The sequence below is a fragment of the Sodalis sp. C49 genome (assembly GCF_046352915.1).
In the GTDB taxonomy this organism is placed as follows: domain Bacteria; phylum Pseudomonadota; class Gammaproteobacteria; order Enterobacterales; family Enterobacteriaceae; genus Acerihabitans.
Genome location: NZ_CP163303.1, coordinates 1,823,934 through 1,848,442, shown reverse-complemented (window position 1 = coordinate 1,848,442; position 24,509 = coordinate 1,823,934). Strand labels below are relative to the sequence as shown.

The window sequence follows — 24,509 nt, the reverse complement described above, 5'->3', positions numbered from 1 at the left end:
CAGGAAAAAAACTGATTTTGAAAAATCAATTGCGACAGGAGACGCAACATGGATATTTCACACCAGGCAATTCGGGCAGAAATCGAAGCCTGGGCAGCCGAACGGGGCCAGGAGTATGTGGCCATTGAGGTCTGTAAATGCTTTTTCAGCCTAGGGCTTGACCGGGGCAGCGTCCGCCTTTGCCCCGTCGCTGACGAAGCGGGAAACGCCGACTGGAAAGCTATTCATAATAACCGGCAGCAAATTTTTCGTTGGATAAGAGGGGATTCCAATATCGCCAGAAAGAAAATGGCCATCCTATTACCCGCTATACGCGAAGCCCTGCCCGCGGAACGGCGCGCCAGGCTGGAAGGGAACCGATCCATGCATTACCTGGTATCCGTCGCCAACAAGGAAGTCGCCGAGGCCATCAGCGCCGTATTGCTCCAGGCTAACAACAACGAGCGGTACCGAGAAATAACCGAAGCGATTATGGCGCTGAAAGAATTATTACCTGCAGTACCCCAACGGCTGACCACCGTCTAAAGCAGAGGCAAGACCAATGAACATTAATGACCGTATTACCTACCTGAACGGGTACCGCCTGAATGGCCGCCCCGTCCGCCGTGAAGAGATTCAAGGCATATTTGACCAACGCAAGGCCATAGTGTTGGCAACCTGGCGGGCATCCCGCCAGCGCAATAGCGCCGTGCAAACGCTGATAATTCCGAGTGCGCCACAGCCGGTGGCCGGTAGATGTGTCGCCAGATGTTCGGGGATATAGCCATGGGCGAACTCCTGCAAATACTCGATCGACCGATAGCTTACCAGCGCAGCTTTGTCCGGCTTGGCATCGGCGTGGCCGGCGCGGTGTTTTTATCGCAAATGGTGTATTGGATCAACCGGGCGGAGGAAGGCTGGTTCTATAAAACCCAAGAGGAATGGACGGAAGAAACCGGCCTGTCCCGCTATGAGCAAGAGGGCGCGCGCAAGAAATTACGCGACCTCGGTATCCTGCATGAGAAAAAACAGGGACTGCCCGCCAAGCTCTTTTACTCCATTGATGAAGACAAGTTATATCAATCAGTTATCCGCGCAAACAAGGATGCGGAAAACTCGCATACTGGCCTGGGGAAAACTCGCAAACAGTTATGCGGAAAACTCGCAAACATTCCTACAGAGATTACTACAGAGAATACTACAGATATTAAAACACCCCTTACCCCTGAAGGGGATGAGACCGAGCGCATTCTTGGCGATGCCAAACAGGCGTTGGAATATTACAACGCGTTAACCGGGCTGCATTGCCGTGACATAACGCCGTTCTTGGAACTGCTGACGGCGCACAAGTCACGGGCGGCGTACACCCTGGGCGACCTGCAGGTGGTGATGGAATGGGTGATTAAATCCTGGCGGCCGCGCAACGGTAAATTCGCCAAGCCCGCCAATATCTGCCGGGTCACGCGCTTCGACGGCTACCTGGCCGACGCCTTGGACTGGCTGAAAAATCAGGTTGAAATCAACACTGCCGCCGTGGTCGATGAGTACAACCGCATTCTGGGCGACCGGTTGCCGCAGGTCGAGCTAGATCCCGAACGCGATCGGGATATTCGCCAATTGGCGCAGCATCTGGCAGTGAAAACCGTCGAGGGCTTTTCGGCCTACTTTGACGCCTTCCGGCAATCGGCGCCGATATTTTATTACGGCGGTGCTGACGGCGCCGGCTGGCGCGCCAGTTTTGATTACCTGATAAACCCCAAGATCCTCAAGAAAACCCGCGAGGGGACGCTATGACGCCGCAAGAACTGGAAGGCGCGGTCATCGGCGGGCTGCTGAAAAGCGGCGCATCACCCGACGCCCTGGACGTTCTGGCCACGTTGCCGGATGAGGCATTTAGCATCGGGTTTTACCGCACGGCGTATCGAGAAATCAAAAAGCAGGCCCTGAGTTTGGGCGTTATCGACGGACTGCTGATAAGCGAGGCCCTGGGCGGCGACAGCCTTTCCAAGTTCACTGAGGCCATGCGCCAGCCGACGGTGGAATCCAACCTAAAAGGCTATGCCAAGCTGACCGGCAAAAGCTGGTTTACCCGCAAGGCGATTGTCCTATTTCAGGGAACGGCCGATGCTATCCGTGAGGCGCGTAACCAGCAACAGCGCGACCAGGCGATAGAAGGCGCGCTGGCCAACCTGGTCGAGCTAACCACCGATAGCGGCGATATCATCCCGGTGCATATCCAAGATCTTCTCCCGTCCTACATGGATTTGATTGATAAGCGCATGACCGGTGATGCCAGCATCACCAACCTTATGACCGGTATTCCCGAGCTTGACGCCATGCTGGGCGGCATCAACCGCCAGGATTTGGTGGTACTGGCCGGACGGCCGGGTATGGGCAAAACTGAGTTTTTGCTTTCCATGGTGGAAGGCGCAACGCGAAACGGCGGTGGGGCACTGATATTCAGCATGGAAATGGCCGCCATGCAGCTAGTGGAGCGCTCGATTGCCGGCGCGGGCAATCTGCCGGTGGCCAAACTACGTGACCCTGGCACCCTGTTCGATGAGGACTGGGCGCGGATAAGTGCTGCCCTGGGTATGCTGAGCGATAGAAATATCTGGATCGTCGATGCGACGGAATTAACCATCGACCAGATCCGCGCCATTTCGGAAACTCACAAACGCCGTTATCCCAATCTCAAAATGGTTGCGGTGGATTATCTGGGGCTTATCACTAAACCAAAAGCGGAACGACATGACTTAGCGGTCGGCATGATTTCCGGCGGCCTTAAGCGCCTGGCCGGACGTATACAAACGCCGGTGATCGCCCTTAGCCAGATGTCGCGCAAGGTGGACGAACGCCCGGCCAATAGCCGCCGGCCCATTTTGTCCGACCTGCGTGATTCCGGATCGGTGGAGCAAGATGCCGACCGCATCATCATGCTGTATCGCGATGGCGTTTATAACCCGGACAGTCCGGCCAAGGGGCTGGCCGAGGTGATTATCGCCAAGAACCGCTTTGGCCAGTTGGGCACGGTGTATCAGGAATTTAAAAACGGGCACTTTTTGCCTGTCGATCAGTTAGCGGCGGAGCAAACGACCAAGGTGTTTCAGAACGCAAAACAACGCGAAAGACGATATTCAACCAGGGCGTTTTAACTCAAGAGGCAAGACCATGGAAATCGTAAACGTAAATGACTTTATCGTAGACCGCCGCGACATCATCGACGACGGGTGTGATTACGGCGCAGTAATTATGAACAGCCTGAACGAAGCCGCCCGGGCGCGCTGCCGCGCCGACTATATCCGCCCACCCAAACCCATTAAGGTGGCGGAGCCGGCGGTAGGCTCGGGGCCGGTGGTGAAAATCGGCGAGCGGGCTAGCTATGGTCGCAAGGTGATGACCGGCGTTTATCAACTGCACCGGCTGGGGCATTCAGCGGATGAGATAGCGCGGATGCTAAAGATGCCGCTTGATAGGGTAAAGCATGTTTTGAAGCATGATACCGCGATCCGGAGAAAGCTTTTCGGTGAGGTAATGAGCGGGGCAAGGCCGGTGGAGGGAGACGTGATGAGGGGATTGGCCGCGGAGTCGAGGGTGTAATCATCTCTTGTGATTTGTTAAAAAAGTGCTGCTGTTCAGATGAACAATAGGGGGCAGTTTACAAAAATAAGTAGACGCGAACTAAGCTTTGCATTGATTTTTTACAAAATTATTTTATAAATAATTGGTTGTGTGGACATGTTAGCCGCTATTTGAATGGATGCAGGTATCCTGAAGGATGGAAGCCAAAAAGAAAATTATCTTAGATGATCAAAATGAAAAACATAAAATTGATTTGTACAGTATTTATTCAAAACAAAATCAAAATTATGGCATTCAATACATTGAAAGTCATCTCACCATAAGGCATGCTATCTTTAGTGAAGTGCATATCCTTTAGGTGGAATGATGGTTATCAAAAATCAGGTAAGAAACATCAATATATGCGATTTGACTTTTGATCCAGAAAATCCAAGATTTTCAATGGTTTATAATGATACCACGCAACCAGTCGATGAAATTATTGAGCGGATGGTTCGGCTAGAAAACGTTCAAGAGCTCATGGGGTCAATAAGCGAACAAGGCTATTTTGATGGAGAGCCGCTCCTTGTCTGTGGTAGCGATGCAGGAAAATTTATTGTTGTAGAGGGAAATCGGCGGCTAGCTGCTTTGAAATTGTTAAATGGTGAGTTAACTCCATCTACAAAGTTACCTTCAATAAAAAATATTATCGATGAGGCTAAACATAAGCCATTATTTGTTCCATGTATTGTATTTCTAAATAGAAAAGAAATTCTTAGATACTTAGGTTATCGACATATTACTGGGCCGAAGAAATGGGATTCATTATCAAAAGCTATATATATAAAACAGCTGAGAGATATTTTTTTCTCGAATTTAGATCTCGACGAACAATTGCGTTCCTTAGCTAAAGAGATAGGAAGTAGAAAAGACTATGTAGCCAAGATGTTGACTAGCCTTAATGTGCTAAATTATGTGGAAGAAAAGGATTTTTTTGGTATCTATAATATCAAAAAAGAAAATGTTGATTTTAGTATACTAACAACTGCGCTCTCATATACCAATATCGCCAATTACATAGGACTAGAAAATGCAAGTGTTGTTGACTTCGGCAAGTTGGATGAGAATAAAAGCAAAGATATTTTTGCATGGCTTTTTTCGCAAAATCAAAATGGTGAAACAGTCCTTGGCGAATCACGTCAACTTAGTAAGTTAGCCGCCGTAGTTTCTAATGAGTTAGCAGTTGAACGACTAAAAAAAGAGCAAAATCTTTCTGAAGCTTATATCTTTACTGAGGGTCCAGAAAATGCTTTTATTAAATCATTGGAAATTTCTTTGAAAAATTTAAGAAATGCTTATGAGATGGTTCCAACTTTGGAAAAAGTAAATGATGGAGTCATTGAATTACTCTCAAAAATAGATGGTCTAAATTACGATTTAACAAACTCAGTTAATAGAATTATCAGAAATAATAAGAGAGATATTAATGAATGATATGACTGAGAAATTTCCATTGTTAGATTTTGCTAAAATAAGTAGTATGCCAAAAAGATCATTTGTATTTCTTTGGGCAGATTATGTCGAATTACAATGTGTTATAAGTGAAGATAAGAGCTATTCAAGAGGTTATCTTCAAGATGTACTTTCTGACCAAGACGATTTAGGCGCTGATTATCATGAAGGCGATGATGAAGTTGAACCAAAAATAACGGAAGATAATGACGATGAACACAAAATTGATTCTAAATGGTCAGATATTAAGACAAGATTAAACATACGCAAACAATGTCTAGACGATGCATGGCCTTTTATATTTGATGGAGATGTCTTACAACTAAACTTTGATCCAAAATCAAAAAAGCAACGTCTATATTTGCTATTATTACTTTGTTCCTGCCTGCGTTATTGTAATAAGAAGCGTTATGATGAACTAACCGGGGCATTAGAAGATTTAGGGTATTGCATATTTGAGAAATTGATGCCAAATGGATGGATCGTTAAACAATTTGGCGCGAAAAACTATCCTGGTAAGCTCTATATTAAAATGCAGGCACTTATGAATCAGCTTAACGGTGTTTTGCTAATCAAAAAAGATGATTATGAAGAGGGCAACGTTGGAGACGGTAAAATAGATCTTGTCGCATGGCATCCGTTAACGGATGAGCGAGGATTTATGCCCATTGCATTCGCACAATGTGGTTGCTCACCAACTGATTGGGAACACAAACAACTAGAAGCCAGTATGGCGAATTTATCTAATGTTTTTTCATTACAACATCCCGCACAAAATTATTATTTTATGCCACATGATTTGAGAAAATCTTCTACCCAATTTGATAGACGTGGGAATATAGGACAAGTCATATTAATTGATCGCATTCGTATGCTTAAACTTTGCGAATTGTATTCTGCAAATGATGATTCGATTTATGATAAACAGGAGTTTCCACATACAGAGATAATCGATGAATTACTGGCATTCAATAAAGAATATATAGATTAGCCCCAAATGTCAGGGAGCGCTTTAGCCACGGCATGAAATAAGGCTGGAGGTACAGCATTCCCCACTACTGTATATTTATTGTTCATAGAGCTTGCATCAGTTTCTGGGAAAATGAGATTTTCGAAACCTTGCAAACGAGCTGCTTCCTTGTAGGAAAAACGACGAGCAGGTGCGTCGGAAACAAATTTCCAAATATTATGTTCTACCTTGTAAAGCAAAGGGCTGACTGGATGCAAAGGCATATGTCTTGGATTGCTCACAATTGTTTTACTTATTTCATTCCAATCTTGGCGTCTATCTCTCGATAAGTAATACCAATGAAAATCTAGATCATAATATTCACCTACAGGCCATAATGGTAAATCAAATATCGCCTCTTTAATTGTTCTATATGCATTTGTACAATTTGGCCCATGAGTTGGAGCAGGAAAGATATAATCTATACCTAAGTCCTGTCGAATACCCACAATGAAAATTCTCTTCCTCTGTTGTGGTACCCCATAGTCTGCTGCATTTAATACAGAAAACTTCACATTATATCCAATAGCTGAAAATGTATTTATTTGGTCATCAAGTAAGTGCTTGAAATTTTTTCTGACCATACCAGATACATTCTCGACTATAAATGCTTTAGGTTTAATGTCCTTCAATGCACGCGCAAAATCGAGATATAAGTAATTGATTTTTCGAGATGCATCACGAACTCCGCCTTGGCTAAAACCTTGGCATGGATAACAGCCAATCAGTAATTCTGCGGCCGGGAATGATGCAATATTTTTTATATTACCAAGGATATAATCGGTTTGTGGGTGATTATTGATGTAAACATCTCTCGCATATGGAAGAATGTCATTGGCCATCAAGACATTGAATCCCGCTTTAATTACGCCGGCATCAGAACCTCCACAACCCGAGAATAAAGAAACAACTGATGGCATTTTTTTTAACCTGTTATATTTTTCATTAGTCTGATTTTAACATATTTATAGTTTTTTGTGAAGAGAAATCTACTCGTGAATCAATCTCAGATCATATAAATATAAACTACCAATTGTGCGAAAATTTTAAATTATATGAATATCTCACATTGGGAATAAATATAGATGCTCTCTGATTTTATGTTAGACTTAAATCCTCAGATTGAACAACTGATAACCTTAAAATTATTGTGCCTCCTTCTGGAGATTAGAATGGCGCAATGTTTTTTTATGAAGTCACAGGGTAATATCTTGGTGCCAGCTACACCGGCAACGGAAAATTTTATCCATTTGTGCATAAGGTCGGGAGAAATTCTTTCCGGCGATTTCAAAAAAGCCCGCAACCCCATCTTTCACCGCAAATATTTCTCCCTCCTAAACCTTGGCTTTGACTATTGGGAACCCACTGGCGGCACCATCTCGCCCGTTGAGCGCCGGCTGGTGCACGGCTACATTCAATATCTTGCCCATTACGCCGGCGGGGAAGACGCGCTTACTGCCGCAGCCGATGAATACCTGGCCTCGGTAAGCAACAAGCGTTCGGCCAATATCTCCGGCGTGAAATCCTTTGAGGCTTTCCGGCACTGGGTCACCGTTGAGTCTGGCTATTACGACGCCTATAAAATGCCTGATGGCTCAGTGATGAAATCCCCGCGATCGGTCTCATTTGCCAAGATGGACGAAACCGATTTTCAAGCCTTATACAAAGCTACCCTCGATACGCTTTGGACTTTTATCCTTCACAAAACTTTTGGCAATCAACAGGCCGCAGAAAATGCCGCGTCTCAGTTGATGAGCTATGCCAACTAAGGGACGGATATGACCAAAGCAGATCGGGTTTATCTTTCACGCGTGGTGGCGCAGGGCTGCATTGTGTGTCGCAATGTCGGCTACGGTAATTCGCCGGCGGAGATCCATCACCTACGGACTGGGCAGGGCGCCGGCCAACGCGCATCCCATCAAACGGTTATTCCACTATGCCCGCAGCATCACCGCCTGGGCGGCTACGGTGTGGCGATTCATGCTGGGCAGCGTCAATGGGAAAGCCGCTACGGTACCGAACTTCAATTACTTGCCCAGGTTAGGGTGGGGCTGGAACAAGAGGAATATCACTGATGATTTACCCAACGACATGCGGTAAGGCTGACGGCAAGGATTTACACCTCGCCACCCTGGATGCCATCTGGATTAAAGGTAAGCTGAAAATGTGGGGCCGCTGGTCGCGCATCGGCAGGAACGGCGCTGCTCAAAGCGTATTTAGCCGCTTGCTGTGCGATAAAACCCTGACTAAAACCGCCATTAAAAAGGCTATCAGGGAGATGGAGAAAGCCGGCATCTCCAAAGATGAGCTATTTTCTTATTTTGGCGACCCGGCCAATCCCACGGCGTGTAGCAGCCTGACGTTTTGCACCGATGACGAAGGGTTGTTAATCGATGCCGTTATCGGGGCGGTACTTTCGGGTACTGCCGGTCTGATTGATATCATTCAGGAGCATTATATCTCAGGCACCAAAAAAACGCCGATGGCGCAGGCGATGCACAACGCGCATCCGGAGATATCGCAGCGTACCTGCGAACGCCGGATTGATGTTTGGTTGAAGACGGCGGAGATCATGCTTTTCCAGCCGCTGCGGGATGCTTGTTATGACAATAATAAAGAATATGCAGAAAAGACTTTGACTTCGTGACGTAAAAAGTTAGCATTTACGTATAAGCTCGCGCATTCGGATTTGCAAGCGACGAAATTTATTGAAACCCACCATTGTGTGGGTTTTTTTATGGCTGAAATTTGTCGATTTTTAATCTTGTTTGTGGAATGGGCGGCGGCCCCGGCGCGCTAACGCCGAAACCGCCACTCGCCCGTAAAGAGGGATCACAGGCGAACCATGGCCCATTGCTGATGTGCACACAGCGGTGATGAGCCTATCAAAAATGGAACCCTTGGTCTATGAATAATACTGTTAATTTAAACAGTCCTGCGCTCATCAATGCTGATTCACTCACTTTTATCAAAACTCTTCCCGACAACTGCATCGACCTGATTGCCACCGATCCGCCTTACTATCGAGTGAAGGCATGCAAGTGGGATCGGCAATGGGATAACGAGGCAGATTATCTGGCCTGGCTGGATGATTTGCTGGCCGAGTTTTGGCGCGTGTTGAAACCGGCGGGTAGTCTCTACCTCTTTTGCGGTTCTCGCCTGGCCACCGATACTGAGTTACTGGTGCGCCAGCGTTTCGACGTGCTGAACCATATCATCTGGGCAAAACCCAATGGCAAGTGGAAGGGCTGCCGGAAAGAAGATCTGCGGTCATTTTTTCCGGCCACCGAGCGGATCATTTTCGCCGGACATTATGGCGCCGAAGGATTTGCCAAGGGGCAGGTGGGCTATGCGGCAAAATGCCAGCAGTTAAAAGCCCAGGTGTTTAAGCCGCTGATTGATTATTTCCGTAATGCCCGCACCGCGCTCGATATCTCCGCCGCTGAGATTAACTCCGCTACCGGAACGCAGATGTGCTCGCATTGGTTTTCCGAAAGCCAGTGGCAATTGCCCAAGCCTGAGCAATATGCTGCGCTGCAGCGGTTGTTCAGCCACCGGGCGCGGCAACGTAATGCTGGCAATCAGCTGGATGAACCGCATACCCGCTTGTCGGAACAATTTCAGATGTTGCAACAAACCTACGCCGGCCTTGCCATTGAATATGCATCGTTACGCCGGGAGTACCAGCAGATGCGCCGGCCGTTCGCTGTCAACAAGGATGTGCCTTATACCGACGTTTGGACATTTCCGCCCGTTCAGTCATACCCAGGCAAGCATCCCTGCGAAAAGCCGGCCGACATGATGCGGCATATCATTCAGGTCAGCAGTCGGCCCGGCGATGTGGTAGCGGATTTTTTTATGGGTTCCGGCGCCACGATAAAAGCGGCGCAGGTGCTCGGGCGCCGCTCTATCGGTGTGGAGTTGGAAGAAGAACGGTTTCTGCAGACTGTCAAAGAAGTCGGGCAAATAGCCCCTACCGGGGCCACGTTTTAAAGCGTTAGCTGTTCCGGTCGGCAGCCATACAGCGCCGCCAACTTTTCACGGGTTTTTTTCTGTGGTTTTGAGTCCACGGATTCCCACTGCGACACGGCGGACTGGGTGGTGCCGAGTTTTTCGGCAACATCGTATTGTGACAATCCTGAATGGATACGCCACGCGGCCGGCAGACTGACGTCTTGATCAACCATGATGGCAACCACTTCACCAGGAACGGTTTCATCGTCGTGTTTGTCGGCGTGGTAAGGAACATCTTCCCAGCCGTCATTGATCAGGCTTTCGTATTCCGCTATCGGTAACACCACGAACTGCGGCCGACCTGAAACGTCATTGATGTACTGTATTTTAGACATATTCGGGTTTCTCTGTTTTCGCGTTATGTCGTGTGAGGAATGGCGGGTTTCCCCGCCTAATAGGTTGTTGATGTTCTACGCTTCACTGCCTGAATAGTGCAAATTACCGGTTCACCGTCGTCAATCTCGAAAATAATTCTGTAATCGCCCACCCGCAATCGGTACTGGTTATCAACGGCTTTCATCTTCTTGATATCAAGCTGAACGCTGGGGAACGATGCCAAACTATTTACTTTTTCTACGATGGTTTTCCGGTACCTGCTGTCGATTGCGCCCATTTGCTTAAGCGCTTTCCTCGACCATCGGACGTTAACCATATTCCCTCGTTTTTAAGAACATATCCGCTTGGGATGATTAGATAATAAGATAAATGTCTAATCAAGGCAAGTAAAATCTAATTATTTTTCTAATGACTCTGCGGCTGCTTGCGGGTGGCCTTCTTATGCCCTCAATGAGGACAAACAACGAGGGAATAATCATGTCCGAGCCGGTCTCTGCAACTGCCGTCGTGACAACGGGGGCCGGTGTCGCCACCCTGGGTTGGTTTAGCGGTTTGGACCCGGCAGTGGTTATCGGTTCATTCGCCGGCGCAGTTTTTTTCGTCACCTCTGCTGCCGATCTTACAGTCCCTAAGCGGTTGGGATTTTTTATCGTCAGCCTGGTATTCGGCGTATTGGCTTGCCGTCCAGCTTCGGAAATTATCACCACCGTTTTGTTGTTACATACCCGATTGCCTGACTCTATCGGCGCGCTGGTGGCGGGGGCAATGGCCATCAAAATTCTAATGGCGATCAGTATCGGCGGCGGGACGGCAAAATTGCTGGGCAGCCTCGGGGCGTTTTTATCCTCTTCAGGGAAGGGAGGTAAGGATGGCTGACAAGATGGTGCTGATTATCCCAAACGGTGGTGAAACGCTGCTAATCCTGAATGCGATCATCTGCGGCATGATTGCGCTGCGCCTGATGTTGTTTAAACGCAACGGGGCCACCCATCGGCCATGGGGACGCTGGCTGGCCTATATCCTGATTGTGTTTTACGGCTCTTATCCGATCCGCACGCTATTGGGTGAATACGTGCCGGTGGACTGGATGCAGGTATTTATTAACGCCGTGATCTGCGGGGCCGTTGTCAAAACCGGCGGCAATATCGTCCAAATTTTCAAAGTATCGAGATAACCATGAATCTTAACCAATTTCAGAGCGCTGCTAACCTCAGCGCGGGGCTTGCTGCACGTTGGTTTCAGCCTTTGACGGATACCATGGCTGAGTTTGGAATCAATACCCCTAAACGCCAAGCCGCCTTTATTGCGCAAATAGGCTGTGAATCCGCAGGCTTCTCAACGTTGGCCGAATCGTTTAATTATTCTATCCAGGGCCTGAAAGACACCTTCGCTGGCCGGCTAAGCGCGTATCAATGCGAAATGCTTGGGCGAAGCGGTAACAGGCCGGCACAACAGACCGCCATTGCCAATTTGGTCTACCAGGGCCGCTACGGTAATAAAGCCCCAGGCGATGGCTGGAAATTTCGGGGGCGAGGGTTAAAGCAGGTGACCTTTCTGGATAACTACCGGCAATGCGGAAACACTCTCGGCATTGATCTGGTGGCAAATCCTGACCTGCTGCTGGTGGACAAATACGCTGCCCGGTCAGCCGGTTGGTTCTGGCAATTGCATAACCTCAATCAATATGCCGATAACGGTGACTTTAACCAAATGACCAAGGTTATTAACGGCGGCACTAATGGCCTGAGCGACCGACGCAGCAGGTTGAAAATTGCCGAGGGCGCGCTGTTATGAATCTGTTCATCGTAATAAAAGAGTTTTGGCGATTGATTACCAGCTTGATTGCCTACTTAAAAACCAGCCGGATCGCGCCCCGTTCTAACCCTGAAACCAGCCTAACCCAAAAGGAAGAGCCGAAGCTGGTTCAACCGCTCGTTGTTCCCACTCATACCATCATTGCCAAGGATATCACCATGTCATACTCTTTAAGCTCCATTGCTACCGCCATTTCATCCAGTTTGTCCGTTGTTGCCGGCGCTGAAAAACTGTATGCGCTGGCAAGCGATCTGATTGAAAAAGTCGAAGCGGCTTATGCCACTTCCGCCGGGACCGGCCAGACAAAAAAGAATACCGTGCTGGCTGTATTGTCCGTTGCCGCTGAAGGCGTCAATACGGATTGGGAAACGGTGAAAAATGACCTATCCCTTTTTATCGACTCGGTTGTCGCTGCATACAATAGCGTGAAGGCATTAATACCTGCTGTTGATAACGGCATTGTTAATCAATCCTTATCTACCGCACCGGAAATACAGGCAACCGTCGCCGACACCACTGCCCTTGTATAACCGAACATAACAATATCGTCGCAAATCAATCACTATTAACCGGCCGCCCCGAGCAGGTTCTCCATTTTTTAAGAGAGGGGCGGTTTTAATCGCATTGCCATTGCCATTCACCGAGTGGCTATCGCAATGCGCAGGCAAAGCCACCATCAACGCCCACCCGCTCACCCAGAGCATGGTTGCTGATGGCTTTTTTATTGAGGAGCGCTTATGGCTGATTTCCGCGATTTATCCAAGCAGCTACAGGTGTTGAAAAAACAAATCCCATTCGCCACCGCCCAGGCGCTGACCAGCGTGGCCAGGAAGATTCAGGATGCCGAAAAGGCCCAGATGCGTAAGGTGTTGGAGAACCCCACGCCTTTTACCGTTAACGCCGTCGGCTCTATCGGCGCCCGCAAAGATAATCTGGTGGCGAAGGTCTTTGTTCGTAATATCGCGGCAAATTATTTGGAACCTTTTGAGTTCGGCGGAATGCATAAGCTCAACGGCTCGGCGCTGCTTAACCCGAAAGACATCAAGCTGAACAAGTACGGCAACCTGTCGCGCAATAAGCTTTCCCAGCTAAAGGCCAAACCCACCACGTTTATCGGCGCTATCGATGGCGTCAACGGCGTATGGCAGCGGGTTAAGGCGAAGAAAGGGCGCAAAGGCAAAAAGCGGCTGCCGCGTTCGGTGAATGGGACTCGCAGGGATAGAGAGAAGAAGCCCGCCCCGCGGTTATTAATTCGATTCGGTAATGCCTTGCCGGTGCATGAGCATCTGGACTACATCAACACGGCACAGGCCATGGCGGCGCAACTGATGCCTAGCGAACTAAGCAAAGCGCTTGATGGTGCAATGAAAACAGCAAAATAGCAGGTGATCTCAATGAGTGAAGCACAAGACAAAATGAACCAGGCCATTTTAGCCCGTGTGGCAGGCAATGAGCGCTTTCCTGTCGCTTGGGTCATTCGACTGGGAAAAGACGAAGTACAATTTGCACGAGTGATTAAAGGGGGAATAGACGAAGACTACGCCCCCGTGAAGCGCTCAACTGCGAATGTATACGCCAGCGCTATTTTGAATGGTCTTGAACCACCAAGATGTCTTTATCCGTGCGATAAACCGTTTGATTAAATTCTATTTGAACGATATCGGGACCCTGATGTTTAACCCGATAAAAATCCAAGCCGCCAAACGATACGCGAGTATCCCTGGGCAATGCTGATAACTGGTCAAGCAATGTACCAACATCAATGGTGTGGCTGTGAATACTGTCCTTTGATGGCATAGCGAACATCCTCGTATTTAAAAATCTGCAAAAGATAATATTCCACAGGAAGAACCATGGACAGCGATAGAAAAGCGGATGCGGCGGGTGCCATAATTTTTTTGGGTCCTTCCCAGAGGTATCTATTGCACGGGCATTGCGCGCCCCGTTCTGCGGCTAGGTATGAAATTTTGAAATTAGGGTAACAGGTAACAGCCAGGGTAACAGATGAACCAGTCCGATTTTGCCAAGCTCCACCACGTCAGTCGCAAGACGGTAACCGCCTGGAAGGCCCGCGGCTGGCTGGTTCTGCGCGGTGACGACATCGATGTGGATGCGTCAAATGCCAATATCGAACGGTACCGGAAAACTGTTACCCGGCCGGAAAAAAAAGCGCCAGGTAACAAACAGGGTAACAAGTCGGGTAACACGCCCGTAGGTAACAGATCGGGTAACAGGCCTGTCGGCGAACGCGACGAATCGCCGGCTAAAATTGCCGCGCGCCTGGTGGCGGAAAGCGGCGCGACCATGACGCTTGATGAGGCGCGCACCCTGAAAGAAAATTTCTTCGCGCTGCTGGCCAAGCTGGAATACGAGGAAAAATCCGGGCAGCTTTTGCCCTACAAAAATATGATCGCGGCGGTGGGACAGCAGTATGCCCGTTTACGCACCCGGTTGATCGCCCTCGCGCCGGAGCATGGGCCTCGCTTAAGGATGCTGGCGACCACCACGCAGGATGCTGAGTTTGTCGCGGCGCTGCAGGAAGTGGTATACGAGGCGATGGAGGAATTGACCCTTGATGCAGACAATTCCCGAAGGGACAACGCCAAATCAGATTGCCTGGAATAATTTCTATCAAGCGCTATGCCGGTGTCGCGCGCAACTAAAGCCGCCCGATCCGTTATCCCTCAGCCAGTGGGCCAATACCCACGCCGTCTTGTCCAAGGAAACCAGCGCGCAGACCGGGCGCTTTCGCTCATTCGCCTATCAGGACGGGATAATGGATGCGATCACCGATCCGCTGGTGACCCAGGTGTCGGTGATGAAGTCGGCGCGTGTGGGCTATACCAAAATACTGGATCACGTGGTGGGCTATTTCCTTTCCCATGACCCGTCGCCGATTTTGGTGGTGCAGCCGCGTGTCGAGGATGCCGAGGACTACAGCAAAACCGAAATTGTTCCGATGCTGCGCGATACGCCGGCGCTGGCCGGGATTACCGGCGACCCGAAAGCCAAAGACAGTAATCAAACCATTCTGAAAAAACAGTTTCTCAATGGCGCCAACCTAACGCTGGTGGGCGCGAATAGCCCAGGCGGTTTCCGGCGTATTACCTGCCGCATTATCTTGTTCGATGAGGTGGACGGTTACCCGTCGGGCGGCGCCGGGATGGAAGGCGACCAGATAGCTCTGGGTATCAAGCGATCGGAAACCTTCTGGAATCGCAAAATTGTGCTGGGTTCCACGCCCACAGTTAAAGGCGTGAGCCGGATCGAGAAAGCCTATAACGATAGCGACCGGCGCAAATTCTACGTGCCATGTCCGCATTGCGGCGAATATCAGGTATTGGAGTGGGGTGGTCCCGATACGCCTTACGGCATCAAATGGGACAAAGATGCCGACGGCAACGGCCTGCCGGATACCGCCTACTATGTGTGCCGGCATACCGGCTGCGTGATCCGCCACAACGAACTGGCGGGCATGGTCAAGCATGGCGAATGGCGCGCTACCGCGCCGTTTACCGGACACGCCGGTTTTCATATTTGGTCCGGTTATAGCCTGTTTCCCAATGCCGCCTGGAAATATCTGGTGGCGGAATGGCTGCGGGTGAAGGACGACCCGCTGATGCGCCAGACGTTTATCAATACCACGCTCGGGGAGACCTACGAAGACCGCGGCGAAAAGGCGCTGAGCGAACAAAAATTATCGGAACGCTGTGAGGTTTACTCTGCCGAGGTGCCCGAGGGCGTGGCGGTGCTGACCGTCGGCATCGATACCCAGGATGACCGTTTTGAACTGGAAGTGGTGGGCTGGGGCCGGAACGAGGAAACCTGGTCGATTGCATATGATGTTATCGAGGGGGATCTGGAAACGGACGAACCCTGGTACCGGCTGGATGCTTATCTCAAACAAATCTGGCGCCGCGCCGACGGCCGGGGTTTCACGGTGATGGCGGCATGTATGGATTCCGGCGGCCACCATACGCAAAAGGTGTATGAGTTCGCCAAAGAACGTCTCGGCCGCCGTATTTGGGCTATCAAAGGGGAATCGGCCCGCGGCGGCAAGCGTTCGCCGGTCTGGCCGACCAAAAAGCCAACCTCGCGCGGTAAATCACAGTTCAGGCCAATCATTTTAGGGGTTAACGCCGCCAAGGACGCTGTTCGTTCCCGCTTGCATATCGAGCCGCCCGAACCGGGCGAGCCGGCGGCGGGGTATATGCATTATCCCGTTGATCGCGATCTGAACTATTTTGGCCAACTGCTTGCCGAGCGATCGGTATTAAAAACCGCCGGCGGCCAGCGTTACCGGGTATGGGAGCAATTGCCCGGACGCGCCAACGAGGCGCTCGACTGCCGGGTGTATGCCTATGGCGCCCTGTGCGGCTTGTTTTACCTGGGTCTTAAATTAAACGCCATGGCCGACACTATCGCGGCTAACCCTGAAAAACTGATGCCGCCCCCGGTACAGCCCGAGGGAAAAGTCAATCTGCGCTTACCCGGCGTCGTTATCACAACACCGGTCGCACGACCGCGTAAACGCATGTCGCAACTTCTGCCATAAAGGATCTCCATGTTTAATCGCAATTCGAGCCTGCTGGCGGGGATGACCACCGCGCAGTTGCAAACCGCTTTGTCTAACGCCCAACAGGCCTATCTGGAACTGGCTTCCGGAGCTAAGGGCGTTTCGTTTTCCTATTCCCAGGGTGACGGCAATCGCTCGGTCACCTATGCCCAAACGGATGTGGCCAAGCTGGGCGCCTTGATCCAGTTACTCCAGGCCCAGTTAGGCATCGTGCCGCACCCGCGCCGGGCGATAAGGTTCCGGTTCTGATGAATGATGTCAAAATTCTGGGCCTCGACGGCCGGCCGCTTGCGCCGGCGCGGCCAAAGCCGGCGGCATTAAACGGCAGCGGCCGGGTTCCCTACGATGCGGCGGATTCCTTTAGCGATCAGTTGGCTAACTGGCAACCGGCGTTATGGTCGCCGGATAACGAAATCAATATCTACCGCGACCGGGTGGTTTCCCGGGTGCGTGACCTGGCGCGCAACGACGGCTGGGCCGCCGGCAGCATTACCCGCATTCTGGATAATGCCATCGGCGCCAATTTTCGCCCGGTCGTAAAACCGGATTATCGTGCCCTGGCCATGCAAACCGGCAATAAAGCCTTTGATGCGGCCTGGGCCGATGAGTATGGCCGCGCGGTGGAAGCCGCCTGGCGTACCTGGGCCAATGATACCGGTCGCTATTGCGATGTGGAGCGCAAGCTGACGGTCTCGCAAATGATCCGCCTTGGATTTCGCCATAAGCTTATCGATGGCGATGCCCTGGCCGTGCTGCAATATCGGCGCGATCGCCTGGGACGCGGGCGGGCGACCTATGCCACCGCCGTGCAAATCATTGATCCGGATCGCTTAAGCAATCCGCAACAGCAGTTCGATTTACGCTCCACGCGCGGCGGGGTGGAAATCGACGACGACGGCGCGCCGGTGGCCTATTGGATTCGCCAGGCCCATATGGGCGACTGGTGGAGCGCCGAGAAAACCGTTACCTGGGACCGGGTCGCCAGAGAAACACCCTGGGGCCGGCCTATCGTCATCCACGATTTTGATCAGGAGCGCGGCTCACAGCATCGCGGCAACGGCATTCTTACGCCGGTGGTGCAAAAAATGAAAATGCTGATTAAGTATGATCAGAGCGAACTGGAAGCCTCGATCCTCAATGCCATATTCGGCGCTTATATCGAGTCGCCTTACGATCCGCAAATGGTCGAGGGCGCTTTGGGGGCCGGCAGCGCCAACGAACTGGGCGAGTATCAGAGCGGCCGGATTGAGTTTCATAACGACCGCCGCATGTCGCTGCAAAACGGATCGCGGATGCCGATCATGTATCCAGGGGAAAAGATCACCACCGTCAATGCTTCCCGGCCCACCAGTAATTTCAAGGATTTTGAAAATGCCGTACTGCGCAACGTCGCTGCGGCCACCGGCCAATCATCCCAGCAAATATCCCAGGATTGGTCGGACGTGAACTACTCGTCGGCCCGCGCCGCCATGCTGGAAGCCTGGAAAACCTTAACGCGCCGCCGGGCGGATTTTTCAATAGGTTTTTGTCAGCCCATTCTCACGGCATTTATCGAGGAGGTCTTTGATATCGGCGGCCTGCCGCTGCCCGCCGGCGCGCCGGATTTTCTCGATGCGAGAACGGCGTACTGCCGGGCCAACTGGATGGGGCCGGGACGCGGCTGGGTTGACCCGGTTGCCGAGAAAAAAGGCGCCATCCTCGGCATGGATGCCGGCATGTCCACGCTTGAACGCGAGGTGGCAGAAAACGAGGGCGAAGACTGGGAGGAAACGCTCGATCAGCGCGCCCGTGAGGTCGCCGCCTTTAAAGAGCGCGGCCTTACGCCGCCGAGCTGGGCGCAATTGGATATCCCGGCGCAGCAAACCATTAAGGACCCGGAAACAAAATGATGAATTTACCGCACCTGGCTCAGCGGCTGTTTAACGTGCCGCTGATTATTCATCCGCTTAAAGCGGAAGTGGTGATGGCCGCGCTGTCCGAGCGATTCGGCATTAGCCATATAAAATCGGCGGCCACGTGGGGCGATGATGAGGTGGATTCCTTTAGCCGCAAAGGCAGTGAAACGGGATATGACGTGATTGAGGGTATCGCCGTAATCCCTATTCAGGGAACGCTGGTGCAAAAACTTGGGACGCTGCGGCCGTTCAGTGGAATGACTGGTTATGACGGCATCCGGCAAAGTTTTCTGACGGCGCTTTATGATCCGGAGGTAAAAGGCATTTGCCTGGATATTGATTCTCCCGGCGGCGAGGTGGCCGGGTGTTTTGATTTGGTCGATACCATCTACCATGCGCGCGGGACAAAACCTGTCCACGCCATCCTTACGGAAAATGCCTATTCGGCGGCTTATGCGCTGACCAGCGCCGCCGATTGCATTTGCGTGCCCCGCACCGGCGGCGTGGGGTCGGTAGGCGTGATCGTCATGCATGTCGATTGGGAACAGAAAATCAAGGACGACGGGCTGCGGGTAACCATTATTACTTACGGCGAACGCAAATATGAAGGTAACCCTTACGTCAAACTTTCGGAACAGGCGCAGCAGGCCATTCAAAAGGACGTTGATACCATCGGCCAGCTGTTTGTCGCTACGGTGGCCCGTAACCGCGGGATAGCTAAAAAAATCGTTCAGGACACCCAGGCCGCCTGTTTTATGGCGGCGGACGGGGTGCGGCTCGGACTGGCTGATAACGTTATCACGCCTGATGCTGCGTTCAGAAAACTATTACAACTCACTGAGGAGTAACAACCATGGCTATGTTTAATTTTGCCCATCTGCTGGGGCGCGCACCGTCGGCCTCGGCGCAAGACGATGACGATAAGGAAAAAAGCAAAAAGTCTAAAGCCCGTAAAGCCGAGGATGACAGTGACGACGAGGAGGCTGAAGAAGACGACGACGGCATCGATGCCGAGGACGACGACGATGAAGCCGAAGACGATAAGGAACAGTCGCGCAAAGGTAAAAAAGCGCGAGCCGAGGAGGACGATGACGACGACGAAAAAGACGATGAGAATCGTGATGTGAAAAAGGGCCGTAAGGCCGAGCGTCATCGCTGCGCGGCCATCTTTGCCAGCGACCATGCCGCCGGGCGTCCGGCCCTTGCCGCCAGCCTGGCGTTTAACACCACCATGTCCGCCAAATCGGCGATCGCGGTTCTCGCCGGCTCCGGTCTGGAAACGTCGGCGGGGCGCGTGTCGCTGGATGCGCGTATGCAACATATTCCAAATGTAAAAATCGGTGCCGACGCTGAGCAAAGCGGTAAATCGGCCTCGGCGTTGGTCAACAAAGCGGCCAGCCTCTATAACCAGGCAGCAGGTAAAAAATAATGACGATTAACCAATACGGCGAAAATGCCTGGCAGCCCAGCGCGCGCCAGGACACCTTTATTCCCGATCAACTGGTGGCCGGCCAACTGCAACTGGTCACGGATACGGTAACCCTCCTGGCCGGTGAAGCCGCCATCTATAAGCGCGGCACGGTTTTAGGCGTTGTCACCGCGTCGGGCAAATATACGCTGAGCGTGAACACCGCCGCCGACGGCAGCCAGAACCCCGCGGCCATTCTGGTCGATGATGTGGATGCGTCCGCCACGGATGTGACCGCCGGGGTGTATTTGATGGGTGAGTTTAACCAAAACCGCATTACTTTTGATCCTAGTTGGAGCTTGGCCAGTGTGAAATCCGCGTTGCGTCCTTACGGGATTTTCCTGCGCGATTCCCTACAGGCGCCCGCCTCGCTGTAATCCGCTTAATTATTTCCCTGTTGCCGTTCCGGCGCCTGGCGCTGGCGGCTTCCGTGCGTCTTTTTTGCGAGAACCTTATGAATATTTTTGATACCGACACCCTGGTCCAACTGGTACCCAATTTGAAAACCTCCCAGAATTGGCTGCTGGATCGGTTTTTTCCCAACACCGTGACCAGCGATACGGAATTCGTCTCTATTGACGTGGATGTGGGCCTGCGGCGTATGGCACCGTTCTGCTCGCCGCTGGTGGAAGGCAAGCTGGTGGAAAGCCGGCGCTACCAGACCAATACCTTTAAACCCGCCTATATCAAGGACAAGCGCGCCCCGGATTTGCGTAAGCCGGTACGCCGGCAGATCGGCGAGCGTATCGGCGGGGAGTACACCGCGGCCGAGCGCGAGATGATCAATATCCAGTTTGAAATGGCCGACCAGGTCGATATCCTCAATCGCCGTCTGGAATGGATGGCCGGCCAGGCGTTGCAGTCCGCTACCGTGACAATCTCTGGCGAAGGCTACGAGACTACGGTGGTGGATTTTGGCCGAGATAGCGCATTAAGCATTGCGCTAAGCGGCACCGATCAATGGCCGACCAGCATCGCGGCCGGCACGACCAATACCCAACCCTCCGATGATATTGAAATCTGGCAAACGCTGTTTTTGCAAAAGTCAGGGGCCAATGCCACCGATCTGGTTTTTACCCCTAAAGCCTGGCGCGCATTCCGCCTCGATACCACCATCAAAGACAATGCCATCACCTTTCCTGCGCTTAGCCCGTTCGGCAATCAGATCGATGCCGGGCCGCGTATTGAAAAGGGCGCCGTCTATAAGGGCCGCTGGGGCAACTTCGATTTATGGCTGTATAACGATTGGTTTCTGGATGCAACCGGCGTAGAGCAGCCGATGCTGGCGGATGGCGCCGTTATCATGTCCGGTGCCGCGCTGATGGGAACCCGCGCGTTCGGCGCAATTCTGGACCCGGAGTTCAATTACGGCCCGCTGGCGTTTGCGCCCAAAACCTGGGTGCTGCCCGACCCGGCACAGCGCTATTTGATGATGCAATCTTCTCCTATCGTTATTCCCAGCCGGGTCAATGCGGCGCTGTGCGCGAAGGTGGTGTGATATGGCAGATAAAAAAGTAGTTCAGGTGGTGGTGCTCAAACGCAAAACCGTTCGCCACGATGGGGAAACCTACCCGGAAAATACCTTAATGGACCTGTCCGAGGCTGATGCCGCGGCGTTAATTAAGGCGGGTTTTGTAGCGACCCCGGCATCGCTGTTAGCGTCGGTGTCCTCTGCCGCTACCGGCGCCACCGTGACCACCCGGGACGGCACCGCCGTAGTCCAGGGACCGGTTGAAACCCAGGGCTAAACCATGAGCATCGATTGGGATACCCACCTGCTGGCGCCGCTGCAGGGCGTGTTCGGCGATAGCGTTAATTATCGTCCCACGGGCGGGGCGGCATACGATATATCCGGCATTTTTGATCGGGCTTATACCCAGGCGGTGGAGTCGCTGGACGGCACCGCGGCTATTAATACCACCGCGCCGGTGCTGGGGGTAAGAGATGCGGAATTCTTGATTCCGCCTAAAAAAGGCGAGCGGATCTTTATCGCGACCGTCGGCGGCCGGGCGGTGAACCAACTGTTCGTGATCGGTGATATTCAGCCGGATAGCCACGGCGGGTCCCTCTTGCTACTCAATCGGGTGCAGCAATGAATAGCGCTATCGTGCGAGATCTGGTGGTAACGGCATTGATCGGGAAAACGGACGCGGAGGCTCGCGTTTATTCGCCCAGGGACTGGCCCACCGCCGAGGAGATGTACCCGTTAATCCTGGTACAAACCCCGTTTGAGGAGAAAAACTCCTTGGGCCTGGCGGCGCCGCAGTTTAATACGGTGACCACGGTACGGATTACCGGCCGCCTGCAGGCGCTGGATGGCACCGTTGAGAACGACGGCGCGCAAAAAGCCGAAACCGCGCTGGAGCGGCTGCGCGAGCAGGTTGAACGCGCGGTGATCAATAGCACGGACCTGACGCGCCAGATCCAGCAGTTCGTTCGGGTGCGCTCCACCATCGACGTTAATTCAGGGGGGGAAGGACATACCGCGCAATTGCTGATGGAGCTGGATATCGAATACTACCAGGGACCGGAAGATTTTTATCCCATTACCGCCACGCCGCTGGCGGGTATCGACATCACGACCGTCATGCCTGATGGCACAACCGAACCCCTCGCGACTATCGATTTGCCTCAATAAAATTGGAGTAACCCATGTTGGTAAAACTGAATGCCGGCCGCGCGGTGCGCGATCCGGTAAAGGGCGGCCTGTTGCCCGAAACCGCTACTGAGGTACCGGATAACGCCTTCTGGCGCCGGCGTCTTCGTGATGCGGATGTGGCGGCGGTCACGGTCGCTGCCGTAAACGACGTCAAGACGACAGACGCAGAAACCCCCCTCGCTAAGGCAGGTAAGTAATGGCCATTTCCTTTGGCAATATCCCAAGCAATTTGCGGACACCGCTGTTTTTCGCTGAGTTCGATAATTCAAGGGCCAACAGCGCCACTGCCGTTCAGCGCACGCTGATTTTGGGGCAAATGACGGCAGACCAGCCGGCGATGGTCAACGTACCGGTTATCGCTTCTTCGGCCTCGACGGTCGCCGGCGTATTCGGCTCAGGCTCTATGCTGCATAACCTGATGGCCGCCTATCTGGCCAACGATCGGGCGGGGGAAATCTATCTGCTGCCGTTAGCTGACGGCGAGGCGATGGTCGCGGCCACCGGCACCATTACGGTGACCAACGGCGCCAGCGAAACCGGCGTGATTTCGCTGTATATCGGCGGATCGCGCGTTCAGGTTTCGGTTGCCGCCACGGATACGCCCGCGGCGATTGCCAGCGCGCTGGAAACCGCTATTAATGCGGCAACGGCGCTACCGGTGACCGCATCGGCGGCTTTGGCGGTCGTGACGTTAACCGCCAAGAACAAAGGTTTTCATGGCAACGGCATTGATGTACGCCTGAACTATCAGGGCAGCGCCGGCGGCGAAACCACGCCCGCCGGGCTGGTCTTGACCCTGACCGCGCTTAGCAAAGGCGCCGGTTCGCCCGATCTCTCCGTCGCGCTGGCCAACCTCGGGGATTTGACCTTCGACTTTATCGTCAACCCTTATACGGACACCACCTCTCTGGATGCGCTCAAGGGTTTACTGGCTGATAGCTGCGGGCGCTGGAGTTATGCCGAACAATTGTACGGCCACACGCTGGGGGCGCTGGCGGGAACCTATGGCCAGCTGACCGCCGCCGGCGAGGCGCGCAATAATCAGCATGAAACGCTGCTGGGCATTTACGATTCTCCTACGCCGGCTTATATCTGGTCCGCCGCCGTCTACGGGGCCATCGCCGGCAGCTTGCGTAACGATCCCGGTCGGCCGCTGCAAACTCTGGCGGTAAACGGCGTCCTGGCGCCGCCGCTGACCTCGCGCTTTACGCTGACCGAGCGCAATAACTTGCTCTACAGCGGCATTTCCACGGTGACAGTGGCCGACGACGGCACGGTGCAGATCGAGAACATCATCACCACTTACCAAACCAATAAATACGGCGATGCCGACGACAGCTATTTGCAGGTGGAAACGCTGTTTTTACTGATGTATGTCACGCGCTATATCCGCACCCAAATCACGTCAAAATTCGCCCGCATGAAACTGGCGGCCGATGGTACGCGTTTTGCAGCCGGCGCGGCGGTCGTCACGCCGAACACCATTCGTGCCGAGCTGATCGCCCAATACACCACGCTTGAACGCAACGGTTATGTGCAGGATTCCGCCGCGTTTGCCGACGGCTTGCTGGTGGAGCTTAACGCCGCCAATCCAAACCGCATCGATGTGTTGTGGGACGGCACCCTAATCAACCAGCTGCGCGTGTTCGCGCTGCTTAACCAGTTCCGCCTGCAGGGCGCTTAAG

32 protein-coding genes are annotated in these 24,509 nt (G+C 52.4%); 29 read left to right on the top strand and 3 right to left on the bottom strand.

The annotated features are described in order from the left end of the window. The first annotated feature begins 48 nt into the window (after nucleotides 1-48). The 6 genes from ABUK12_RS08310 (at nucleotide 49) to ABUK12_RS08285 (ending at nucleotide 6,043) form a co-directional block, all read left to right on the top strand. On the top strand, nucleotides 49-525 hold the full coding sequence (locus tag ABUK12_RS08310) for a toxin YdaT family protein (RefSeq protein WP_410015838.1): 477 nt from the start codon (nucleotides 49-51) through the stop codon (nucleotides 523-525). Nucleotides 526-765: 240 nt separating this feature from the next. Then, complete coding sequence (locus tag ABUK12_RS08305) at nucleotides 766-1,773, top strand: hypothetical protein (protein WP_410015837.1); 1,008 nt, start codon at nucleotides 766-768, stop codon at nucleotides 1,771-1,773. Then, nucleotides 1,770-3,134: a replicative DNA helicase gene (locus ABUK12_RS08300; protein ID WP_410015836.1), complete on the top strand. Its 1,365-nt coding sequence runs from the start codon at nucleotides 1,770-1,772 to the stop codon at nucleotides 3,132-3,134. Before ABUK12_RS08305 ends, ABUK12_RS08300 begins: the two co-directional genes overlap by 4 nt. A gap of 16 nt (nucleotides 3,135-3,150) precedes the next feature. Then, the gene (locus ABUK12_RS08295; protein WP_410015835.1) at nucleotides 3,151-3,579 is read left to right on the top strand and encodes a hypothetical protein; all 429 of its coding nucleotides are present in this window, start codon (nucleotides 3,151-3,153) and stop codon (nucleotides 3,577-3,579) included. Nucleotides 3,580-3,924: 345 nt separating this feature from the next. Further along, the gene (locus ABUK12_RS08290; protein ID WP_410015834.1) at nucleotides 3,925-5,034 is read left to right on the top strand and encodes a ParB N-terminal domain-containing protein; all 1,110 of its coding nucleotides are present in this window, start codon (nucleotides 3,925-3,927) and stop codon (nucleotides 5,032-5,034) included. Then, entirely contained in the window at nucleotides 5,027-6,043 is a 1,017-nt protein-coding gene (locus ABUK12_RS08285; protein WP_410015833.1) for a hypothetical protein, read from the top strand. The genes ABUK12_RS08290 and ABUK12_RS08285 overlap by 8 nt, the downstream gene beginning before the upstream one ends. Here ABUK12_RS08285 and ABUK12_RS08280 read toward each other — a convergent pair. Further along, nucleotides 6,040-6,981, bottom strand: coding sequence for a DNA cytosine methyltransferase (locus ABUK12_RS08280; protein ID WP_410015832.1), 942 nt, complete (start codon nucleotides 6,979-6,981; stop codon nucleotides 6,040-6,042). The genes ABUK12_RS08285 and ABUK12_RS08280 overlap by 4 nt on opposite strands. Before the next feature lie 252 nt (nucleotides 6,982-7,233). Between ABUK12_RS08280 and ABUK12_RS08275 the strand changes: the two genes are divergently transcribed. The 4 genes from ABUK12_RS08275 to ABUK12_RS08260 all read left to right on the top strand — a co-directional run bounded on the left by ABUK12_RS08275 (nucleotide 7,234) and on the right by ABUK12_RS08260 (nucleotide 10,054). Then, complete coding sequence (locus tag ABUK12_RS08275; RefSeq protein WP_410015831.1) at nucleotides 7,234-7,830, top strand: DUF1367 family protein; 597 nt, start codon at nucleotides 7,234-7,236, stop codon at nucleotides 7,828-7,830. Between the two features lie 9 nt (nucleotides 7,831-7,839). After that, nucleotides 7,840-8,136, top strand: coding sequence for a Ref family recombination enhancement nuclease (locus tag ABUK12_RS08270; protein WP_410015830.1), 297 nt, complete (start codon nucleotides 7,840-7,842; stop codon nucleotides 8,134-8,136). Next, nucleotides 8,136-8,708 carry a DUF1133 family protein gene (locus ABUK12_RS08265; RefSeq protein WP_410015829.1) on the top strand — a complete coding sequence of 191 codons (573 nt, stop codon included), beginning with the start codon at nucleotides 8,136-8,138 and terminating at the stop codon, nucleotides 8,706-8,708. Before ABUK12_RS08270 ends, ABUK12_RS08265 begins: the two co-directional genes overlap by 1 nt. A gap of 260 nt (nucleotides 8,709-8,968) precedes the next feature. Then, on the top strand, nucleotides 8,969-10,054 hold the full coding sequence (locus ABUK12_RS08260) for a DNA-methyltransferase (protein WP_410015828.1): 1,086 nt from the start codon (nucleotides 8,969-8,971) through the stop codon (nucleotides 10,052-10,054). Here the strand turns inward: ABUK12_RS08260 and ABUK12_RS08255 are convergent. Then, complete coding sequence (locus ABUK12_RS08255) at nucleotides 10,051-10,410, bottom strand: helix-turn-helix domain-containing protein (protein WP_410015827.1); 360 nt, start codon at nucleotides 10,408-10,410, stop codon at nucleotides 10,051-10,053. The two genes, ABUK12_RS08260 and ABUK12_RS08255, sit on opposite strands and share 4 nt — an antisense overlap. Nucleotides 10,411-10,466: 56 nt before the next feature. Further along, a complete protein-coding gene (locus ABUK12_RS08250) occupies nucleotides 10,467-10,727 on the bottom strand; it encodes a type II toxin-antitoxin system RelE family toxin (protein ID WP_410015826.1) in 261 nt (86 codons plus the stop codon). 161 nt (nucleotides 10,728-10,888) lie between these two features. Here ABUK12_RS08250 and ABUK12_RS08245 point away from each other — a divergent pair, with 161 nt between their 5' ends. The 19 genes from ABUK12_RS08245 to ABUK12_RS08155 all read left to right on the top strand — a co-directional run bounded on the left by ABUK12_RS08245 (nucleotide 10,889) and on the right by ABUK12_RS08155 (nucleotide 24,508). After that, on the top strand, nucleotides 10,889-11,287 hold the full coding sequence (locus ABUK12_RS08245; protein WP_410015825.1) for a putative holin: 399 nt from the start codon (nucleotides 10,889-10,891) through the stop codon (nucleotides 11,285-11,287). Beyond that, nucleotides 11,280-11,585, top strand: a complete 306-nt coding sequence (locus ABUK12_RS08240; RefSeq protein WP_410015824.1) for a phage holin family protein — start codon at nucleotides 11,280-11,282, stop codon at nucleotides 11,583-11,585. The genes ABUK12_RS08245 and ABUK12_RS08240 overlap by 8 nt, the downstream gene beginning before the upstream one ends. A gap of 2 nt (nucleotides 11,586-11,587) precedes the next feature. Then, nucleotides 11,588-12,205 (top strand): glycoside hydrolase family 19 protein, encoded by a 618-nt coding sequence (locus tag ABUK12_RS08235; protein ID WP_410015823.1) that lies wholly within the window; start codon nucleotides 11,588-11,590, stop codon nucleotides 12,203-12,205. Beyond that, the gene (locus tag ABUK12_RS08230) at nucleotides 12,202-12,756 is read left to right on the top strand and encodes a hypothetical protein (RefSeq protein ID WP_410015822.1); all 555 of its coding nucleotides are present in this window, start codon (nucleotides 12,202-12,204) and stop codon (nucleotides 12,754-12,756) included. Before ABUK12_RS08235 ends, ABUK12_RS08230 begins: the two co-directional genes overlap by 4 nt. Nucleotides 12,757-12,963: 207 nt before the next feature. Beyond that, the gene (locus ABUK12_RS08225; RefSeq protein WP_410015821.1) at nucleotides 12,964-13,608 is read left to right on the top strand and encodes a hypothetical protein; all 645 of its coding nucleotides are present in this window, start codon (nucleotides 12,964-12,966) and stop codon (nucleotides 13,606-13,608) included. Nucleotides 13,609-13,620: 12 nt separating this feature from the next. Beyond that, on the top strand, nucleotides 13,621-13,869 hold the full coding sequence (locus ABUK12_RS08220) for a hypothetical protein (RefSeq protein ID WP_410015820.1): 249 nt from the start codon (nucleotides 13,621-13,623) through the stop codon (nucleotides 13,867-13,869). A gap of 361 nt (nucleotides 13,870-14,230) precedes the next feature. Further along, the gene (locus ABUK12_RS08215) at nucleotides 14,231-14,851 is read left to right on the top strand and encodes an RNA polymerase subunit sigma-70 (RefSeq protein WP_410015819.1); all 621 of its coding nucleotides are present in this window, start codon (nucleotides 14,231-14,233) and stop codon (nucleotides 14,849-14,851) included. Further along, nucleotides 14,802-16,781 (top strand): phage terminase large subunit family protein, encoded by a 1,980-nt coding sequence (locus ABUK12_RS08210; RefSeq protein WP_410015818.1) that lies wholly within the window; start codon nucleotides 14,802-14,804, stop codon nucleotides 16,779-16,781. The genes ABUK12_RS08215 and ABUK12_RS08210 overlap by 50 nt, the downstream gene beginning before the upstream one ends. Before the next feature lie 9 nt (nucleotides 16,782-16,790). Further along, nucleotides 16,791-17,051 carry a gpW family head-tail joining protein gene (gene gpW, locus ABUK12_RS08205; protein WP_410015817.1) on the top strand — a complete coding sequence of 87 codons (261 nt, stop codon included), beginning with the start codon at nucleotides 16,791-16,793 and terminating at the stop codon, nucleotides 17,049-17,051. Then, on the top strand, nucleotides 17,051-18,691 hold the full coding sequence (locus tag ABUK12_RS08200) for a phage portal protein (RefSeq protein ID WP_410015816.1): 1,641 nt from the start codon (nucleotides 17,051-17,053) through the stop codon (nucleotides 18,689-18,691). The genes gpW and ABUK12_RS08200 overlap by 1 nt, the downstream gene beginning before the upstream one ends. Then, on the top strand, nucleotides 18,691-19,545 hold the full coding sequence (locus ABUK12_RS08195) for a S49 family peptidase (RefSeq protein WP_410016584.1): 855 nt from the start codon (nucleotides 18,691-18,693) through the stop codon (nucleotides 19,543-19,545). Before ABUK12_RS08200 ends, ABUK12_RS08195 begins: the two co-directional genes overlap by 1 nt. 5 nt (nucleotides 19,546-19,550) lie before the next feature. Next, nucleotides 19,551-20,126 (top strand): hypothetical protein, encoded by a 576-nt coding sequence (locus ABUK12_RS08190; RefSeq protein WP_410015815.1) that lies wholly within the window; start codon nucleotides 19,551-19,553, stop codon nucleotides 20,124-20,126. Next, nucleotides 20,126-20,542: a head decoration protein gene (locus tag ABUK12_RS08185; protein WP_410015814.1), complete on the top strand. Its 417-nt coding sequence runs from the start codon at nucleotides 20,126-20,128 to the stop codon at nucleotides 20,540-20,542. Before ABUK12_RS08190 ends, ABUK12_RS08185 begins: the two co-directional genes overlap by 1 nt. 77 nt (nucleotides 20,543-20,619) lie before the next feature. After that, the gene (locus ABUK12_RS08180) at nucleotides 20,620-21,663 is read left to right on the top strand and encodes a major capsid protein (protein WP_410015813.1); all 1,044 of its coding nucleotides are present in this window, start codon (nucleotides 20,620-20,622) and stop codon (nucleotides 21,661-21,663) included. Between the two features lies 1 nt (nucleotide 21,664). Continuing rightward, on the top strand, nucleotides 21,665-21,913 hold the full coding sequence (locus tag ABUK12_RS08175; protein ID WP_410015812.1) for a hypothetical protein: 249 nt from the start codon (nucleotides 21,665-21,667) through the stop codon (nucleotides 21,911-21,913). A gap of 3 nt (nucleotides 21,914-21,916) precedes the next feature. Beyond that, nucleotides 21,917-22,261: a hypothetical protein gene (locus ABUK12_RS08170; RefSeq protein WP_410015811.1), complete on the top strand. Its 345-nt coding sequence runs from the start codon at nucleotides 21,917-21,919 to the stop codon at nucleotides 22,259-22,261. After that, nucleotides 22,258-22,803, top strand: coding sequence for an ATP-binding protein (locus tag ABUK12_RS08165; RefSeq protein WP_410015810.1), 546 nt, complete (start codon nucleotides 22,258-22,260; stop codon nucleotides 22,801-22,803). The genes ABUK12_RS08170 and ABUK12_RS08165 overlap by 4 nt, the downstream gene beginning before the upstream one ends. 14 nt (nucleotides 22,804-22,817) lie before the next feature. Continuing rightward, nucleotides 22,818-23,021 (top strand): DUF2635 domain-containing protein, encoded by a 204-nt coding sequence (locus ABUK12_RS08160; protein WP_410015809.1) that lies wholly within the window; start codon nucleotides 22,818-22,820, stop codon nucleotides 23,019-23,021. Continuing rightward, complete coding sequence (locus ABUK12_RS08155; RefSeq protein WP_410015808.1) at nucleotides 23,021-24,508, top strand: phage tail sheath subtilisin-like domain-containing protein; 1,488 nt, start codon at nucleotides 23,021-23,023, stop codon at nucleotides 24,506-24,508. Before ABUK12_RS08160 ends, ABUK12_RS08155 begins: the two co-directional genes overlap by 1 nt. Nucleotide 24,509: the final 1 nt, after the last annotated feature.

Coding starts and splice junctions, on each gene's coding strand:
- ABUK12_RS08310 (WP_410015838.1), top strand. CDS start 49: ATGGATATTTCACACCAGGCAATTCGGGCAGAAATCGAAGCCTGGGCA.
- ABUK12_RS08305 (WP_410015837.1), top strand. CDS start 766: ATGGGCGAACTCCTGCAAATACTCGATCGACCGATAGCTTACCAGCGC.
- ABUK12_RS08300 (WP_410015836.1), top strand. CDS start 1,770: ATGACGCCGCAAGAACTGGAAGGCGCGGTCATCGGCGGGCTGCTGAAA.
- ABUK12_RS08295 (WP_410015835.1), top strand. CDS start 3,151: ATGGAAATCGTAAACGTAAATGACTTTATCGTAGACCGCCGCGACATC.
- ABUK12_RS08290 (WP_410015834.1), top strand. CDS start 3,925: ATGATGGTTATCAAAAATCAGGTAAGAAACATCAATATATGCGATTTG.
- ABUK12_RS08285 (WP_410015833.1), top strand. CDS start 5,027: ATGAATGATATGACTGAGAAATTTCCATTGTTAGATTTTGCTAAAATA.
- ABUK12_RS08280 (WP_410015832.1), bottom strand. CDS start 6,981: ATGCCATCAGTTGTTTCTTTATTCTCGGGTTGTGGAGGTTCTGATGCC.
- ABUK12_RS08275 (WP_410015831.1), top strand. CDS start 7,234: ATGGCGCAATGTTTTTTTATGAAGTCACAGGGTAATATCTTGGTGCCA.
- ABUK12_RS08270 (WP_410015830.1), top strand. CDS start 7,840: ATGACCAAAGCAGATCGGGTTTATCTTTCACGCGTGGTGGCGCAGGGC.
- ABUK12_RS08265 (WP_410015829.1), top strand. CDS start 8,136: ATGATTTACCCAACGACATGCGGTAAGGCTGACGGCAAGGATTTACAC.
- ABUK12_RS08260 (WP_410015828.1), top strand. CDS start 8,969: ATGAATAATACTGTTAATTTAAACAGTCCTGCGCTCATCAATGCTGAT.
- ABUK12_RS08255 (WP_410015827.1), bottom strand. CDS start 10,410: ATGTCTAAAATACAGTACATCAATGACGTTTCAGGTCGGCCGCAGTTC.
- ABUK12_RS08250 (WP_410015826.1), bottom strand. CDS start 10,727: ATGGTTAACGTCCGATGGTCGAGGAAAGCGCTTAAGCAAATGGGCGCA.
- ABUK12_RS08245 (WP_410015825.1), top strand. CDS start 10,889: ATGTCCGAGCCGGTCTCTGCAACTGCCGTCGTGACAACGGGGGCCGGT.
- ABUK12_RS08240 (WP_410015824.1), top strand. CDS start 11,280: ATGGCTGACAAGATGGTGCTGATTATCCCAAACGGTGGTGAAACGCTG.
- ABUK12_RS08235 (WP_410015823.1), top strand. CDS start 11,588: ATGAATCTTAACCAATTTCAGAGCGCTGCTAACCTCAGCGCGGGGCTT.
- ABUK12_RS08230 (WP_410015822.1), top strand. CDS start 12,202: ATGAATCTGTTCATCGTAATAAAAGAGTTTTGGCGATTGATTACCAGC.
- ABUK12_RS08225 (WP_410015821.1), top strand. CDS start 12,964: ATGGCTGATTTCCGCGATTTATCCAAGCAGCTACAGGTGTTGAAAAAA.
- ABUK12_RS08220 (WP_410015820.1), top strand. CDS start 13,621: ATGAGTGAAGCACAAGACAAAATGAACCAGGCCATTTTAGCCCGTGTG.
- ABUK12_RS08215 (WP_410015819.1), top strand. CDS start 14,231: ATGAACCAGTCCGATTTTGCCAAGCTCCACCACGTCAGTCGCAAGACG.
- ABUK12_RS08210 (WP_410015818.1), top strand. CDS start 14,802: ATGCAGACAATTCCCGAAGGGACAACGCCAAATCAGATTGCCTGGAAT.
- gpW (WP_410015817.1), top strand. CDS start 16,791: ATGTTTAATCGCAATTCGAGCCTGCTGGCGGGGATGACCACCGCGCAG.
- ABUK12_RS08200 (WP_410015816.1), top strand. CDS start 17,051: ATGAATGATGTCAAAATTCTGGGCCTCGACGGCCGGCCGCTTGCGCCG.
- ABUK12_RS08195 (WP_410016584.1), top strand. CDS start 18,691: ATGAATTTACCGCACCTGGCTCAGCGGCTGTTTAACGTGCCGCTGATT.
- ABUK12_RS08190 (WP_410015815.1), top strand. CDS start 19,551: ATGGCTATGTTTAATTTTGCCCATCTGCTGGGGCGCGCACCGTCGGCC.
- ABUK12_RS08185 (WP_410015814.1), top strand. CDS start 20,126: ATGACGATTAACCAATACGGCGAAAATGCCTGGCAGCCCAGCGCGCGC.
- ABUK12_RS08180 (WP_410015813.1), top strand. CDS start 20,620: ATGAATATTTTTGATACCGACACCCTGGTCCAACTGGTACCCAATTTG.
- ABUK12_RS08175 (WP_410015812.1), top strand. CDS start 21,665: ATGGCAGATAAAAAAGTAGTTCAGGTGGTGGTGCTCAAACGCAAAACC.
- ABUK12_RS08170 (WP_410015811.1), top strand. CDS start 21,917: ATGAGCATCGATTGGGATACCCACCTGCTGGCGCCGCTGCAGGGCGTG.
- ABUK12_RS08165 (WP_410015810.1), top strand. CDS start 22,258: ATGAATAGCGCTATCGTGCGAGATCTGGTGGTAACGGCATTGATCGGG.
- ABUK12_RS08160 (WP_410015809.1), top strand. CDS start 22,818: ATGTTGGTAAAACTGAATGCCGGCCGCGCGGTGCGCGATCCGGTAAAG.
- ABUK12_RS08155 (WP_410015808.1), top strand. CDS start 23,021: ATGGCCATTTCCTTTGGCAATATCCCAAGCAATTTGCGGACACCGCTG.